Genomic DNA, 14,832 nt, shown 5'->3' with positions numbered 1-14,832 from the left:
ACTCGCCTTGTTTTTATTTTTCATTTGAAATACGTTCATAAACGTCCGGGTAATTTGTGAATACACCATCGACACCATAATCATTTAAACGTAGCATATCTTCTTCTTTATTAACTGTATAAGGATGTATTTCAAAACCAATTGATTTTAGTAATGCTGTATTTTCTTTCGTTAAGTCCTGAAAGCTTGGACCAAAGCCATCAGCATATGTTTTAATTTGACGTAATGTTGCTTCTGTTGCTGAAGACATAAATCCTTTACTTGTTAATTGTACCAAAGGAACATCTGAATTGAGTTGATGCATTTTTAATAAACTCTCGCTTGAGAATGATTGTACTAAAACATGTCCTTGTTTTAAACGCCCTTTTTTAAGTAAACCATGTTGATCTAGCACTGCTAATAAAGCTTCTTCCATTCCAGGGTAAACGTCCGGTGACTTCGTTTCAATATAGTAATTAGCATTTTTCCCGTATCTACTGATCACTTCATCCAATGTTGGTACTTGAGCGCCAACATATGCTTCATTTGCATACTCAGGATACTTTTCATTAAACCATGAGCCAGCATCTAGTTGTTTAATTTCCGCTAATGTATGGTCTTTAACTAAACCTGTACCGTTTGTCGTACGATCTAACTTTTCATCATGCAATGCAATTAAATGACCATCTTTCGTCATTTGTAAATCAATCTCAATATAATCTGCACCAATTTCATAATGCCCTTTGTCATATGCAAAGAACGTGTGTTCAGGTGCGTAACCACTAGCTCCACGATGTGCAACATTCATAAATGCTTCGTGTTTCAACGTTTTTGCATTGACTGAAAGTGGTGTAGTTAAAGTAATACCTAATAACGTAGCAATGATCACTCGAATTGTTTTCCTCATTGTATAACCTCCGCAAAATTTAATTAATGTAACAAATAAATTTTAATAGAAGTTAATCAATAAATGTGAATTAAGAAATAAACTTTAGAATTTTTACATTTAGCTTACAAAATTAATCAAAAATCTAAAAAAAGAAAGCCTATGTTAGGCTTTCTAAGATTTATAATGCGGCTTGATAAATTGCCATAATATCTTCTTTTTGAAGTTTATAGAAGTTACCATAAGGTCCATAGATTAAAGTTTTCTTTGCAAATACTTCTAAGTCTTCTTCTTTTACGCCAACTTCGGATAATTTCGTTGGTGCACCAAGAGAAGTCCAGAAATTAGAAATCGCATCAATTCCGAAATTAATTTTCTCTTCATCAGATAAACGACTATCGACATCAAATACATCCTCAGCAAACTTAACGAATCGCGCTGGAGATTTCTTGCTCACATAACGCATCCATTCCGGGAAGATAATTGCTAATCCGACACCGTGTGGGATATCATATACAGCACTAACTGCATGCTCTAAATTATGTGTCGCCCAGTCCCCAGCATATCCTAATCGCATGAAACCATTTAATGCAACTGTTGCGCCAAGCATTGTTGTCTCGCGTGCTTCGTAGTTTTCAGGTTGTTCCATTGCTACAGGACCAGCTTTCATGATTGCTTTCATTACCCCACTGATCATCGCATCTCCGATTTCAGTATTTGACGCTTCATTGAAATATTGCTCCAGTAAATGACTCATACTATCGATAATACCATTTGCTGTTTGATTTTTAGGTAATGTATATAGTAATTCTGGATTTAACAAGCTAAATTTAGGAAATACAAGTGGAGAACCCCAACCAAGTTTTTCATTTGTTTCCCAGTTAGTTATCACACTACCTGAATTCATTTCTGAACCAGTAGCTGAGATTGTAAGAATCGTTCCAAAAGGAACTGCACTTTCAACAGTTGCCTTTCTTGTAACGATATCCCAAGGATCAACATCACTTGTTGAAGCAGCAGAGATTAACTTAGTACCGTCAATAACTGAACCCCCACCTATTGCAACAATAAAGTCAATATTGTTATCTTTTACTGCCTGCACACCTTTTTTTATAGTTGAAAGACGTGGATTTGGTTCAATACCAGCAAGTTCAAACACATTGTAGCCTTCTAATAATTTGATAACACGATCATAAAGACCTGTTTTCTTAATGCTACCTCCACCATATGTTAATAAGATGTTCTTACCCTCAGTAAATTTTTCAATCATTTGTGGTAATTGGTCAGTACTCTCTTTACCAAAGACTAAAGTCGTTGGATTTTGAAATGTAAAATCATTCATTTTTTATAATCTCCTTTCTATTTGTGTTTATTGTATTAGAAATATTCGATTTTTGGTATTTATTCGACTTAAAAATGACTCTTTACATAGAATATCCAATTTTGAAATTGGTGATTCCCCAATTTCAGTCCACTTTTTATTTCGAAATTGGTGATTCCCCAATTTCAGTCCACTTTTTATTTCGAAATTGGTGATTCCCCAATTTCAGAACTTATTAATAAAAAAGACACACCCATAAAAGAGTGTGTCTCAATAATCTTATGCCCATCCACGGTAACGTGCAGCTTCTGCTGTACGTTTAATACCTACGATGTATGCTGCTAAACGCATATCTACTTTTCTAGCTTCTGCTAATGAATAAACATTATCAAACGCTTTAACTAATTTTTCACGTAATTTTTCATTTACTTCTTCTTCTGTCCAGTAGTAACCTTGGTTATTTTGTACCCACTCGAAGTAAGATACAGTAACACCACCAGCACTTGCTAAAACGTCTGGTACAAGTAAGATACCACGTTCAGTTAATATCTTAGTTGCTTCTGGTGTAGTTGGACCATTTGCTGCTTCAACTACGATTTCAGCTTTAATATCATGTGCGTTATCTTTCGTAATTTGGTTAGAGATTGCTGCTGGTACTAAAATATCACAATCTAACTCAAATAATTCTTTGTTTGTAATTGTATCTTCAAAAAGGTTCGTTACAGTACCGAAGCTGTCACGACGGTCTAATAAATAGTCGATATCTAATCCGTTTGGATCATGTAATGCACCATGTGCATCAGAGATACCTACAACTTTAGCACCCATGTCATATAAGAATTTCGCTAAAAAGCTTCCTGCATTACCGAAACCTTGTATAACAACACGTGAGTCTTCAATTTTTTTTCCACGACGTTTCGCCGCTTCTTCAATCGCAATTACAACACCTAATGCAGTAGAACGGTCACGTCCTTGTGATCCACCTAATACAATCGGTTTACCTGTAATAAATCCTGGAGAGTTGAACGCATCCATCATGCTATATTCATCCATCATCCAAGCCATGATTTGTGAGTTTGTAAATACATCCGGTGCAGGAATATCTTTTGTTGGTCCAACAATTTGAGAAATTGCACGTACATAGCCACGTGATAAACGTTCTACTTCGTGAATACTCATTTGACGTGGGTCACAAACGATTCCACCTTTACCACCACCATATGGTAGATCAACGATACCGCATTTTAAAGTCATCCACATTGATAAAGCTTTAACTTCATCTTCGTCAACATCTGGATGGAAACGAACGCCACCTTTAGTAGGTCCTACTGCATCGTTATGTTGTGCACGGTAACCTGTAAAAGTTTTTACTGTTCCATCATCCATCTTAACTGGAATACGCACTGTTAATAAACGTAAAGGTTCTTTAACTAGATCGTACATTCCTTCATCGAAACCAAGTTTATCCAATGCTTCATGAATTATATTTTGTGTAGATGATACTAAACTTGTAGTGTTTTCTGACATGTTATTCGCCCTCTTTTTCATTCTTAAGTACTTCAATTTTTATTGTAACATATTTAAAATCTTTTAAAAGCCCTTTTTGAAAACGCTACCATTTATTTTTCGAATACAGATTTAACTTTTTCAATCGCCCAGTCTAAATCTTCTTGAGAAATAATTAATGGTGGCGCAAAACGAATTACAGTATCATGTGTTTCTTTACATAATAAGCCTAATTCTTTTAATTGTTCACAATATGGACGTGCATTTTCAGTTAATTCAACACCGATAAATAATCCTTTACCACGAACTTCTTTAATAATTGGATTGTCGATTTCTTTTAATTTAGATTGGAAGTATTCCCCTAATTCTAAAGAACGTTCAGATAACTTCTCATCAACCAGAACATCTAAAGCTGCCATTGAAACTGCACAAGCTAATGGGTTACCACCGAATGTAGAACCGTGGCTTCCTGCATTAAATACTTCTAGAATTTCTTTATCTGCTAATACACATGAGATAGGGAATACTCCGCCACCCAATGCTTTACCTAAAATGTACATGTCTGGCACTACGTTATCCCAATCAGTAGCAAACATTTTACCAGAACGTCCAAGACCAGCTTGAATTTCATCAGCGATAAATAATACATTGTTTTCAGTACAAAGATCACGAACTTCTTTTAAGAATCCGTCTTTTGGAATATTGATTCCTGCTTCACCTTGAATTGGCTCAAGTAATACTGCAGCTGTATTAGGTGTAATTGCTGCTTTGATTTGTTCAATATCACCAAATTCAACTAATTTGAATCCACCTAATAATGGACCGTATCCACGTTGATATTCTGCTTCACTTGATAAAGATACTGCAGCCATCGTACGACCATGGAAATTACCTTTCATTGCGATAATTTCAGCTTGATCTTTTGCTACACCTTTAACATCATATGCCCAACGACGTGCAGCTTTAATAGCAGTTTCAACCGCTTCAGCCCCAGTATTCATAGGTAATACCATTTCTTTACCAGCAAGCTTACAAATCTTTTCATACCAAGGACCTAATTGATCACTGTGGAATGCACGTGAAGTTAAAGTAACACGATCAGCCTGGTCTTTTAATGCTTGAATAATTTTAGGATGACGGTGCCCTTGGTTAACTGCTGAATAAGCAGATAACATATCCATGTATTTATTCCCTTCAGGATCCTTTACCCATACTCCTTCAGCTTCAGAGATAACGATTGGAAGTGGGTGATAGTTTGGTGCACCGTAATGATTTGTAATTTCAATGATATCTTGTGATTTAGTCATTATTATTCCCCTTTTTACAATTTTTTATAAAAGCAGTAGTGAATTCACACTACTGCTTTATTAAATTAATTATTTGATTGTTAAAGTACAAACATCGAAATTAAAGCATTTCTGAAGTTGTTTTACCTTGCATGTGAAGTACTAAGTAATCAGGTCCACCAGCTTTAGAGTCTGTACCTGACATTTTGAATCCACCAAATGGTTGGTATCCAACAATCGCACCAGTACATCCACGGTTGAAGTATAAGTTACCTACATGGAAGTCACGACGTGCTTCTTCTAAATGTTCACGATTATTTGTAATGACTGCACCAGTTAAACCGTAGTCAGTATCGTTTGCAAATTTAATCGCTTCTTTGAAATCTTTTGCTTTAGCAATTCCTACAACAGGACCAAAGATTTCTTCCTGCATAATACGATCATCATGTTTAACATCTACAAATACAGTTGGATTCACGAAGTTACCAACAGACTCTTCTGTCGTTCCTCCAACTAATAATTTACCTTCTTGTTTACCAATTTCAATGTATTCTTTAATTTTGTTTAAAGATTTTTCGTCGATAACAGGTCCCATGAAGTGTTCGTTCGTTTCTGGATTACCTACAGTTAATTTTTCAGTTTTTTCTTTTACTTTTGCAACAACTTCATCATAAACATCTTCTAATACAATTGCACGAGAACATGCAGAACATTTTTGACCTGAGAATCCGAATGCAGATTTAACAATTGATTCAGCAGCTAACTCTAAATCAGCTTCGCTATCAACAACGATCGTATCTTTTCCACCCATTTCAGCGATAACACGTTTTAAGTTTAATTGACCTTCGTGTACTTTTGCTGCGCGCTCATAAATATGAACACCAACATCACGTGAACCTGTGAATGAAATGAAACGTGTGTCAACGTGATCCACAATGAAGTCTCCAATATCACGGCTTGAACCAGGAATGTAGTTTACTACACCTTTAGGCATACCCGCTTCTTCTAAAACTTCTACGAATTTATATGCAACTACAGAAGTGTTTGAAGATGGTTTCAATAATACTGTGTTTCCTGTTACTAATGGTGCAACAGTAGTTCCTGCCATAATCGCTAATGGGAAGTTCCATGGTGAGATAACCACACCAACACCTAATGCGATGTAATCATATCTATTGTATTCACCTGGACGGCTTTCAACTTTAACACCGTCTTTTAAACGTAACATTTCACGCGCATAGAATTCTAAGAAGTCAATACATTCTGCAGTATCAGCATCTGCTTCATTCCATGGCTTACCAGCTTCTTTAACTAAAAGTGCTGAGAATTCCATTTTTCTGCGACGAATAATCGCTGCTGCACGGAATAAGATATCTGCGCGCATAGCTGGATTAGTTGATCTCCAAGTTTCAAATGTTTCTTTTGCAATAGCCATAGCTTTCTCAGCATGTTCTTGAGTTGCTTGAGATACATGACCAATAGTTTCTTCTCTATTTGAAGGATTGAAAGAACGTAATTTTTTATCAGTCATTACACGTTCTCCACCAATTACTAATGGATAATCTTCTCCTAAATATGCATTTACTGTTTCTAAGCCTTTTAACATCGCTTGTTTGTTTTCTTCGACGCTAAAATCTGTGAATGGTTCGTGTTTGTACGAAATCATTACATTGCCTCCTCTTTGTTTGTTTAATAGAAAACCCTTACATACTATATAATGACTAATTTTAAGAAATACTTCAACCCTTAATACTTAAATTTTGCAAAATAATTTTTTATGCACAAACATGCATAAATTAAAGAAAGAAACCACTGTACTATTGTAGTTTTTTTCCCTTTTCTACCCATTCTGGCAGTTTTTCTCGTAACGATTCGAAACCAATATTTTCTGGTTGTTTAAGTTCTTCAAGTACTGATTTCTTTTCCTTTTTTCGTTCCTGACGTTTAAAATAATCGTTTTCTTTTAAAGATAAATTTAATTTACCATCTTCAGAAATGTCGAGAATTTTCGCTTTAACAATTTGACCCACTGAGAGAAATAAATTTAAGTTGTGGACATAATCATTCATCACTTCAGAAATGTGTATTAATCCCTCTGTATGCTGATCAGTCTCAACAAATGCTCCATATGGTTGTATGCCTGTCACTTTAACTTTAATAAACTGTCCCTTTTTGTACTTTTTATTCATCATATTTATCCCTCATTTTTAATATCATTATTTTACCATAAAAATGAGTATAAAAAAATCATGTAGCTAGTAAGTTGCTACACGATTTCACAAGTTGCACGTAATTTATAAATTTCATTTAAAATATCTTTAATTTCTTGTTTATCAGGTGACTGTTCAAAACTATGCATGAAAATTTCTGATATTCTCTGAATTGTTTCGTCAATAGATAATTTTTGATGTACGATATCCATTATTTCGTAATATTCCATATCTCCTTGAGAAGCATCTTCAAGTTGCATCGGGTTCCAGTTGTTTAAAATTTTGTACATTGCTATATTAAAATCTGGATTCATGGCGTTCATCCTCAAGTTTTCGCATCACTTCAGCTTCAAATATTTTAAACTTTTCTTCTTGTTTCAGTGAATTTCTTTTAAACATTTTAAAAGAAATATACGCAAGTGTCATAAAGAATATTAATGATAACACTGCCGGGACATATTCCCACTTATTTTCCGGAAAATATAAAAATTCCATCATCATGCATCACCCCTAATCTAATAAATTATTATATCATTAAAAATTCACAAAAAAAGAATAAGTCATGAACATTTCATGACTTATTCCAGGTCGTCGACAAAGCGTTTAGACGCAAGCAAACTGGAAACAATGCTAAAAAATCACTCTTTGATTTTGAATGCTTTGTTGAAGTTTGCCTAGCGTCTGCTTTGAAGACGCCGTTTATTCCAGGTCGTCGACAAAGCGTTTTGCCCTATGCAACATTTATTTTAATACGTTAATCTTTTCAATCACTACGTCTTCTACCGGCTTGTCTTGTGGACCAACCTGAACATTAGCGATTGTTTCTAATACATCAAATCCTTCAACGACTTGACCAAATACTGTATGCTTTTGATCTAACCAAGGTGTTCCACCAACTTCAGCATATTTATCAACAATCTCTTCTGGCCATCCACCTTGTTTTAATTGTGATAACATTTGAGCTGGTACTTGTTTCATCTGAACGATGAAGAATTGAGAGCCATTAGTGTTTGGCCCAGCATTCGCCATAGATAAAGCGCCATATAAGTTGAATGCTTCCATAGAAAATTCGTCTTCAAACTTATCTCCGTAAATGCTCTCTCCACCCATACCAGTGCCAGTTGGGTCTCCACCTTGAATCATGAAATCATTAATAACACGGTGGAAGATAATACCCTCGTAGTATCCTTTTTCAGATAACTGAATAAAGTTTTCTACAGTTTTAGGTGCAACTTCCGGGAATAATTTAATTTTCATAGTCCCTTTTGTTGTTACCATTTCTACTAAACGTTCATTTTCTGAAATTTCTGTATTTAATTGCGGAAAATTAGTCATTTTTAAGCTCCTTCATGATATGATTATTACCATAATATATTAACACAAAAAGGATGAGAAATATGTATTTTAGACTTATGCACAAATCTGGTATTTATATTGTAGAGAAAGTTCAGGAACAGCCAAATGGTGTTCTGGTTAGCGTTGAAAGTGTTATCACCCACCCAATGCAGGGAGATTTGCATAATAGAGGAGAGGTTGAAAATGTATTTTTCCATGAACGTAAAGCACTCTCTCATAAAGAAAAACGTATCGTAGATGAAAATTTACTGAAACATTATACAGATGAAATACTCCCATATGTCGATTCATTAATTCAGGCAGTATCAAAAATGGAGCAAAAATTAATGAGCGAAGACACTCCATTTAATAGGAAAGCGCTCGAAACATTAACAAATTTAAAGCATGATTATGAACGTCAGTACAAGTTTTCTTTCCCGGAATAAAAAAGTGACAATTATATGACGATTTTTTAATTTTAATCTGTTTCTTCTTATTTAAGGAATAGATGATACGTTGTCATCGAATTAAACCATTAGAAATAAATCCGTGTATTTTTCTTGTATAATAAAATATTAAAGGAGGTTTTAAGATGACTTTATGGATAGTATTGCTGCCGTTTATAGCAGCGTTATTTCCAATTATTCTACAGAAACAACTTCGTACTATTCATACGGGTTGGTTTGTACTACCCATTCCTGTAATTGCTTCAATATTCTTTATCAGCAAATTATCTTCATTAGGCCAGACATTATTTGAAAAAAATAACTGGATGTCACGTGTAGGATTAAATTTAAACTTTAAAATAGATGGCATTAGTTTACTTTTTGCTCTACTTATTTCTGTGATAGGTATGCTCGTAGTATTCTATTCTATTTCATATCTTAGTAAAAGAGAGGAACTTGGAAAGTTCTATACATATTTATTGTTATTTATGGGTGCAATGTTTGGCGTTGTACTAAGTGATAATATTTTAGCGCTTTATATGTTCTGGGAACTGACAAGTATTTCAAGTTTCTTATTGATATCATTCTGGTATTTTAAAGAAAAATCAATTCAAGGAGCTTTGAAATCGATGTTAATCACCGTCTTTGGTGGTTTAATGTTACTTGGTGCTATTGCCATCTTAGTAAGTATTACGCACACGACTTCAGTAGATGCAATGATTCAAAACGCAAATATAATTCAGCATCACAAATTATTTCCGTTAGCTATCGTATTAATCTTATTAGCAGCATTTACTAAATCAGCTCAGTTTCCATTTCATATATGGTTACCAGATGCTATGGAAGCACCAACACCTGTCAGTGCATATCTCCATTCAGCGACAATGGTTAAAGCCGGTATTTATCTTGTAGCAAGATTTACTCCTATTTTTGCAGTCAGTAATATGTGGACAAACAGCTTAATCTTTATCGGCTTATTCACAATGTGTTTTGCATCGATGAAAGCTGTTAATCAGAAAGATCTAAAAGGAATTCTTGCATTCAGTACAATCAGTCAGCTGGGACTCATTATGTCTTTACTTGGATTTGGCTCATTTGCACTAAAAAATAATCATAATGAACTTTTCATTATTGCAGTTACGGCTAGTGTGTTTCACATTTTAAATCATGCTTCATTTAAGGGTGCGCTATTTATGGCAGTCGGTATTATCGACCATGAAGCAGGATCACGTGATATCCGTAAGCTTAATGGATTACTCACATTAATGCCTGTAACGTTTACAATTGCAGTGCTTGGCTTATTAAGTATGGCAGGTGTTCCACCTTTTAATGGCTTCTTAAGTAAAGAAATGTTTATTACATCTGTATTAAATGCAGTAAATAGTAGTTTCTCAGGTCAACCAATACTTTCAAGTATTTCATTAATACTCATGTTTATAGGAAGTATGTTTACTTTTATATACTGTATAAAGTTAATCATCGATATATTCTTTGGCTCCCCTAAAGATAATTCAACTGAGAAAGCGCCACACGAAGCTCCAAAGTTATTACTCGCTTCACCTATAGTATTAATTAGCATCATGGTTGTGATCTCACTTGTTCCAAATATGTTTTTACCATTACTGAGCGCTGCAACAAACAGTATATTAAATCAATCTGTTCATATAGAGCATATTCATCATTTTCATGGATTTAATGCACCACTATTTATTACATTAGCTATCATTATTTTTGGTGCACTACTTGTTGCTACATTTAAATATTGGGAAAAAATATATACTATCTTGCCTGCTCAATTCAGCCTGAATAGAGGTTATGATATGTTACTTGCACAATCACAAAAGAAAAGTAAGATGATTAATCAGTTTTTAGTGTTAAGAACAATTCGTTTTAGTATGTCTGCAATACTGCTTACGCTTATCATCATGACGATCTATGTATTTATTAATAATCCGATTCAAATTAATTTTGAGTCGCTCGGTTCAATCCAGCCATATGAGTTGATTCTCGTTGGCATCATATTAATTGCGATTGTTATGATCTTAAAATCAAAATCACGTTTATTTAGTATTATCATGCTCAGTGCTATCGGTTATTCAATTGCTTTATTATTCGTATTCTTCGATGCACCAGACTTAGCGTTAACACAATTAGCAATCGAAACAATTTCAACCGCATTATTCTTAATGTGTTTCTATCATCTGCCACGTCAGTATCGCCATGAAGAAAGTTCAAGATTTAAAATTTCGAATTTTGTAATTGCATTACTTTCTGGTATTTGTGTCACAATCATTGCATTAGCAGCATATAGTAACAAATTTTATCCATCCATTGCAGAATACTATATTAAAAATGTATATGAACTTGCTGCAGGAAAAAATATGGTCAACGTAATTTTAGTAGATTTCCGTGGATTTGATACATTATTCGAATCAAGTGTACTAGGAATAGCTGGTATAGGTATCTATACATTAATTCGATTAAGACAGAACAGAGGTGATAATAATGAAAAAGCAAAATAATGATGTTATTTTACAGTTTTGTACACTTGTTGTCTTCTTTATTATTATCACTTTTGCCTTTGCCATATTTATGGGTGGTCATTACACACCAGGCGGAGGATTTGTAGGAGGACTACTCATATCATCTGCTCTTCTTATTATTTTAATCGCGTATGATATTAAAACTTTACAACAGATTATTCCTATTGATTTTAAAAAGGTCATCGCTATCGGTTTAATGTTTTGCTATGGTACACCGTTAATCAGTATTCTACAAGGCAAGCCGTTTTTCACACATACGTTTGGCGACCTGCATTTACCGCTCCTGGGTGAACTACATCTTCATACTGCAGTATTATTTGACACTGGAGTAATGCTTGCCGTAATTGGAACGACTTTAACGATAATATTAACGATTGGAGAGAATGAATAATGGAAATATTAATCATTATATTAAGTGGCATACTTGTTACTTGTGGAGTATATTTGATTCTCTCTAAAAGTTTGCTCAGAATTATTATCGGATCATCTATCATTTCTCATGCAGTCAATTTAATATTACTTACGAGTGGTGGCTTAAAAAAAGGTGCATCACCCATCTATGAAGAGGATCAGCATTTTTATACAGATCCAATTCCACAAGCTTTAATATTAACAGCAATTGTAATTAGTTTCGCTGTTACTGCATTTTTCTTAGTACTAGCTTTTAGAAGTTATAAAGAATTAGGTACTGACAATGTATCTGATTATAAGGGGGTACCTGAAGATGAGTAATTTAATTGTATTCCCTATTATTATTCCTGCAATAACCGCAATAATATTAATTTTTATCGGAAAACAACCTATTATTAAAAGAATGGTAGCTTTTTTTGGTACTTTAATAACATTTTTTGTTGCACTTTATCAGTTTATACAGGTCTTTAAACACGGCACAATATATTTAGAACTCGGTAACTGGAAAGTACCATATAGTATTGTGCTCGTTTCTGATATGTTATCTGTACTTTTAGTGCTAACAACAACATTAATTACGTTGATTATGATCTATTATTCATATCAATCTATTGGTATCGATCGTGAAACCTACTACTATTATACTTCCGTAATGTTTATGCTAACTGGTTTAAATGGTGCATTTACAACTGGAGATATCTTTAACTTATTCGTATTCTTTGAGGTATTCTTAATTAGTTCATATGTATTGATGATTATCGGAGGAACGAAGATACAATTACAGGAAAGTATAAAATATATCCTTGTAAATGTTACGAGTTCGGCATTTTTTGTACTCGCAATCGGTATGCTGTATTCAGTTATCGGCTCATTAAACATGGCTGATATGAGCAGCAGAATTGATAGTCTTGAAAACCAAAATATCATTGTAATCTGTGCGATACTATTTATTTTTGTATTTGCTACAAAAGCAGGAATGTTTCCTTTATACTTCTGGTTACCTGGCGCTTATTACGCTCCACCAATACCAGTTCTTGCTTTATTCGGCGCATTACTTACTAAAGTCGGTGTTTATGCATTATACAGAACGTACAGTTTATTCTTCAGTCAGTCTGGAGAATTCGTGCACAACATACTCCTTATATTAGCACTTCTCACAATTATATTTGGTTGTATCGGAGCACTTGCTTATCGTGATATGAAGAAAATTATCATCTATAATATTATGATAGCTGTAGGCGTGATTATCGTGGGACTTGCAATTTTTACAAAAGAAGCTACAATTGGCGGCATTTATTACTTAATTCATGACATGATTATTAAAGCGAGTTTATTTATGCTTATCGGTATCATAATGAAAGTTACGAATGAAACAGACATTAGAAAGATTGGTGGTCTTATAAAAGATTATCCGCTGCTTGGCTTTACGTATTTTATTGCAGCCTTATCCCTTGCAGGTATTCCACCATTAAGTGGTTTCTACGGAAAATACTTTATCGTAAAAGCAGCGATGAATGAAGGATATGTGATGACTGCTATCATCGTATTAATCAGTAGTTTAGTCGTATTATATTCAGTGATCAATATCTTTTTACAAGTTTTCTATGGTACTGGTGAAAAATACATAAAACCTGCAATCAACAAGATGATGTTTGCGGCAGTATTGATGACAGTTCTCGCAGTATTATTCGGGGTTATGAGTGACGCGCTATATCCTGTCATTGAAAAAGCTGCATTATCAATTCATTCACCAGAAACTTATGTCAAAGCATTAGGGGTGAAATAATGGCGATACAAATGATTATACATACAGGACTAGTCATACTATGGTGTATCTTAACTGGTTCTGTATCTTTCGGTAATATGTTACTAGGTTATTTATTCGGACTCATAGGGATATATATCATGAGACCATTTTTACCTGGTGGGTTTTATCTCATTCCATTCTTAAAAGTGCTACGTTTAATCGTAATATTTATTATCGAATTATTTAAAGCAAATATCAGTGTTTTAAAAATCGTTATTGCACCAAAAATCGATATACAGCCTGCATTCTTTATGTATCCAACCGATTTAAGAAAAGATTGGGAAATCAGTTTATTATCTTTACTGATTACGTTAACACCAGGAACCGTCGTTGTAGCAGTGAGTGATGATAAAAGCAAGCTTTATATCCATGCAATTGACTTCAGTGATTTAGATTCAGAAATAGATGGCATTAAGCATTCTTTTGAAGATGCGATAAAGGAGATTGGATTAACATGACAATAGAATTTACCAATATTATCATCATTATCGCATTGATCATCGTTTCTTTATCGATGCTCGGTATATTATACCGTGTCATTAAAGGACCAACTTTAGCCGACAGAGTTGTTGCACTTGATGCTTTAGGTATATCTCTCATGGCTATGATTGCTCTATTCTCTGTACTGTTAAATACTAAATATTATATCAGCATCATTATGCTACTTGGCGTACTTGCTTTCTTAGGAACAACTGCTTTTGCGAAGTTTATAGAGAAAGGAGAAATCGTTGAATATGATCGACACAATCGTCATCGTCATTAGTATGTTCTTTATTATTATCGGTGCATTGCTGACAGTAATAAGTGCTATCGGTTTAATCCGCTTACCAGACGTGTATACTCGTGCACATGCTGCCAGTAAATCTTCAACGCTTGGTGTTATGTTTATGATGTTCGGCGTATTTCTTTACTTTTTAGGTCGAGATCATCATTTTGAACCGACATTGATTCTCGCAATTCTATTTATATTCTCTACGGGACCGATTGGAGCTCATTTAATTATGCGCAGTGCTTATTATTCTGGTACTGCTTATACAAATTCAACTGTTAGAGATGACCTTAAGAATGCAGAATAGTAAGGTTAAAAATTTAAAATAAATAA

At 34.1% G+C, this 14,832-nt stretch carries 17 protein-coding genes; 8 read left to right on the top strand and 9 right to left on the bottom strand.

All coding sequences use genetic code 11. The features are described 5' to 3' along the window. Positions 1-13 precede the first annotated feature (13 nt). The 9 genes from BHU61_RS01890 to BHU61_RS01850 all read right to left on the bottom strand — a co-directional run bounded on the left by BHU61_RS01890 (position 14) and on the right by BHU61_RS01850 (position 8,523). Positions 14-886: a glycerophosphodiester phosphodiesterase gene (locus tag BHU61_RS01890; protein ID WP_111714360.1), complete on the bottom strand. Its 873-nt coding sequence runs from the start codon at positions 884-886 to the stop codon at positions 14-16. Between the two features lie 160 nt (positions 887-1,046). After that, positions 1,047-2,207, bottom strand: coding sequence for an iron-containing alcohol dehydrogenase (locus BHU61_RS01885; protein ID WP_111714359.1), 1,161 nt, complete (start codon positions 2,205-2,207; stop codon positions 1,047-1,049). A 258-nt stretch (positions 2,208-2,465) separates the two neighbouring features. Continuing rightward, complete coding sequence (locus tag BHU61_RS01880; protein WP_111714358.1) at positions 2,466-3,713, bottom strand: Glu/Leu/Phe/Val family dehydrogenase; 1,248 nt, start codon at positions 3,711-3,713, stop codon at positions 2,466-2,468. A 92-nt stretch (positions 3,714-3,805) separates the two neighbouring features. Continuing rightward, on the bottom strand, positions 3,806-4,999 hold the full coding sequence (locus tag BHU61_RS01875) for an ornithine--oxo-acid transaminase (RefSeq protein ID WP_099580466.1): 1,194 nt from the start codon (positions 4,997-4,999) through the stop codon (positions 3,806-3,808). Between the two features lie 100 nt (positions 5,000-5,099). Next, positions 5,100-6,644: an L-glutamate gamma-semialdehyde dehydrogenase gene (gene pruA, locus BHU61_RS01870; RefSeq protein ID WP_111714357.1), complete on the bottom strand. Its 1,545-nt coding sequence runs from the start codon at positions 6,642-6,644 to the stop codon at positions 5,100-5,102. A 151-nt stretch (positions 6,645-6,795) separates the two neighbouring features. Further along, a complete protein-coding gene (gene ygs, locus BHU61_RS01865; RefSeq protein ID WP_096078102.1) occupies positions 6,796-7,167 on the bottom strand; it encodes a S1 domain-containing post-transcriptional regulator Ygs in 372 nt (123 codons plus the stop codon). Positions 7,168-7,244: 77 nt separating this feature from the next. Next, positions 7,245-7,502: a DUF1871 family protein gene (locus BHU61_RS01860; RefSeq protein ID WP_170122427.1), complete on the bottom strand. Its 258-nt coding sequence runs from the start codon at positions 7,500-7,502 to the stop codon at positions 7,245-7,247. Next, a complete protein-coding gene (locus tag BHU61_RS01855) occupies positions 7,486-7,686 on the bottom strand; it encodes a hypothetical protein (protein WP_111715502.1) in 201 nt (66 codons plus the stop codon). The genes BHU61_RS01860 and BHU61_RS01855 overlap by 17 nt, the downstream gene beginning before the upstream one ends. 243 nt (positions 7,687-7,929) lie before the next feature. Continuing rightward, positions 7,930-8,523, bottom strand: a complete 594-nt coding sequence (locus tag BHU61_RS01850) for a peptidylprolyl isomerase (protein WP_111714355.1) — start codon at positions 8,521-8,523, stop codon at positions 7,930-7,932. A 62-nt stretch (positions 8,524-8,585) separates the two neighbouring features. On the opposite strand from BHU61_RS01850, the gene kapB reads away from it, so the two are divergent. The 8 genes from kapB (at position 8,586) to mnhG (ending at position 14,806) form a co-directional block, all read left to right on the top strand. Next, the gene (gene kapB / locus BHU61_RS01845; protein WP_111714354.1) at positions 8,586-8,969 is read left to right on the top strand and encodes a sporulation phosphorelay system protein KapB; all 384 of its coding nucleotides are present in this window, start codon (positions 8,586-8,588) and stop codon (positions 8,967-8,969) included. Between the two features lie 146 nt (positions 8,970-9,115). Then, on the top strand, positions 9,116-11,491 hold the full coding sequence (locus BHU61_RS01840; RefSeq protein ID WP_111714353.1) for a Na+/H+ antiporter subunit A: 2,376 nt from the start codon (positions 9,116-9,118) through the stop codon (positions 11,489-11,491). After that, on the top strand, positions 11,475-11,903 hold the full coding sequence (locus tag BHU61_RS01835) for a Na(+)/H(+) antiporter subunit B (protein ID WP_111714352.1): 429 nt from the start codon (positions 11,475-11,477) through the stop codon (positions 11,901-11,903). Before BHU61_RS01840 ends, BHU61_RS01835 begins: the two co-directional genes overlap by 17 nt. Then, a complete protein-coding gene (locus BHU61_RS01830) occupies positions 11,903-12,244 on the top strand; it encodes a Na(+)/H(+) antiporter subunit C (RefSeq protein WP_096077027.1) in 342 nt (113 codons plus the stop codon). Before BHU61_RS01835 ends, BHU61_RS01830 begins: the two co-directional genes overlap by 1 nt. Beyond that, positions 12,237-13,709 carry a Na+/H+ antiporter subunit D gene (locus BHU61_RS01825; RefSeq protein ID WP_111714351.1) on the top strand — a complete coding sequence of 491 codons (1,473 nt, stop codon included), beginning with the start codon at positions 12,237-12,239 and terminating at the stop codon, positions 13,707-13,709. The genes BHU61_RS01830 and BHU61_RS01825 overlap by 8 nt, the downstream gene beginning before the upstream one ends. After that, entirely contained in the window at positions 13,709-14,188 is a 480-nt protein-coding gene (locus tag BHU61_RS01820; RefSeq protein ID WP_111714350.1) for a Na+/H+ antiporter subunit E, read from the top strand. The genes BHU61_RS01825 and BHU61_RS01820 overlap by 1 nt, the downstream gene beginning before the upstream one ends. After that, complete coding sequence (locus BHU61_RS01815; protein WP_111714349.1) at positions 14,185-14,493, top strand: Na(+)/H(+) antiporter subunit F1; 309 nt, start codon at positions 14,185-14,187, stop codon at positions 14,491-14,493. The genes BHU61_RS01820 and BHU61_RS01815 overlap by 4 nt, the downstream gene beginning before the upstream one ends. Next, positions 14,465-14,806 (top strand): monovalent cation/H(+) antiporter subunit G, encoded by a 342-nt coding sequence (mnhG, locus tag BHU61_RS01810; protein WP_111714348.1) that lies wholly within the window; start codon positions 14,465-14,467, stop codon positions 14,804-14,806. The genes BHU61_RS01815 and mnhG overlap by 29 nt, the downstream gene beginning before the upstream one ends. Positions 14,807-14,832 lie beyond the last annotated feature (26 nt).

This window comes from Macrococcus epidermidis, from assembly GCF_003259695.1.
GTDB lineage: Bacteria > Bacillota > Bacilli > Staphylococcales > Staphylococcaceae > Macrococcoides > Macrococcoides epidermidis.
Note: the sequence above shows the minus strand (reverse complement) of the source record. Positions and strands in the feature narration are given on the sequence as shown.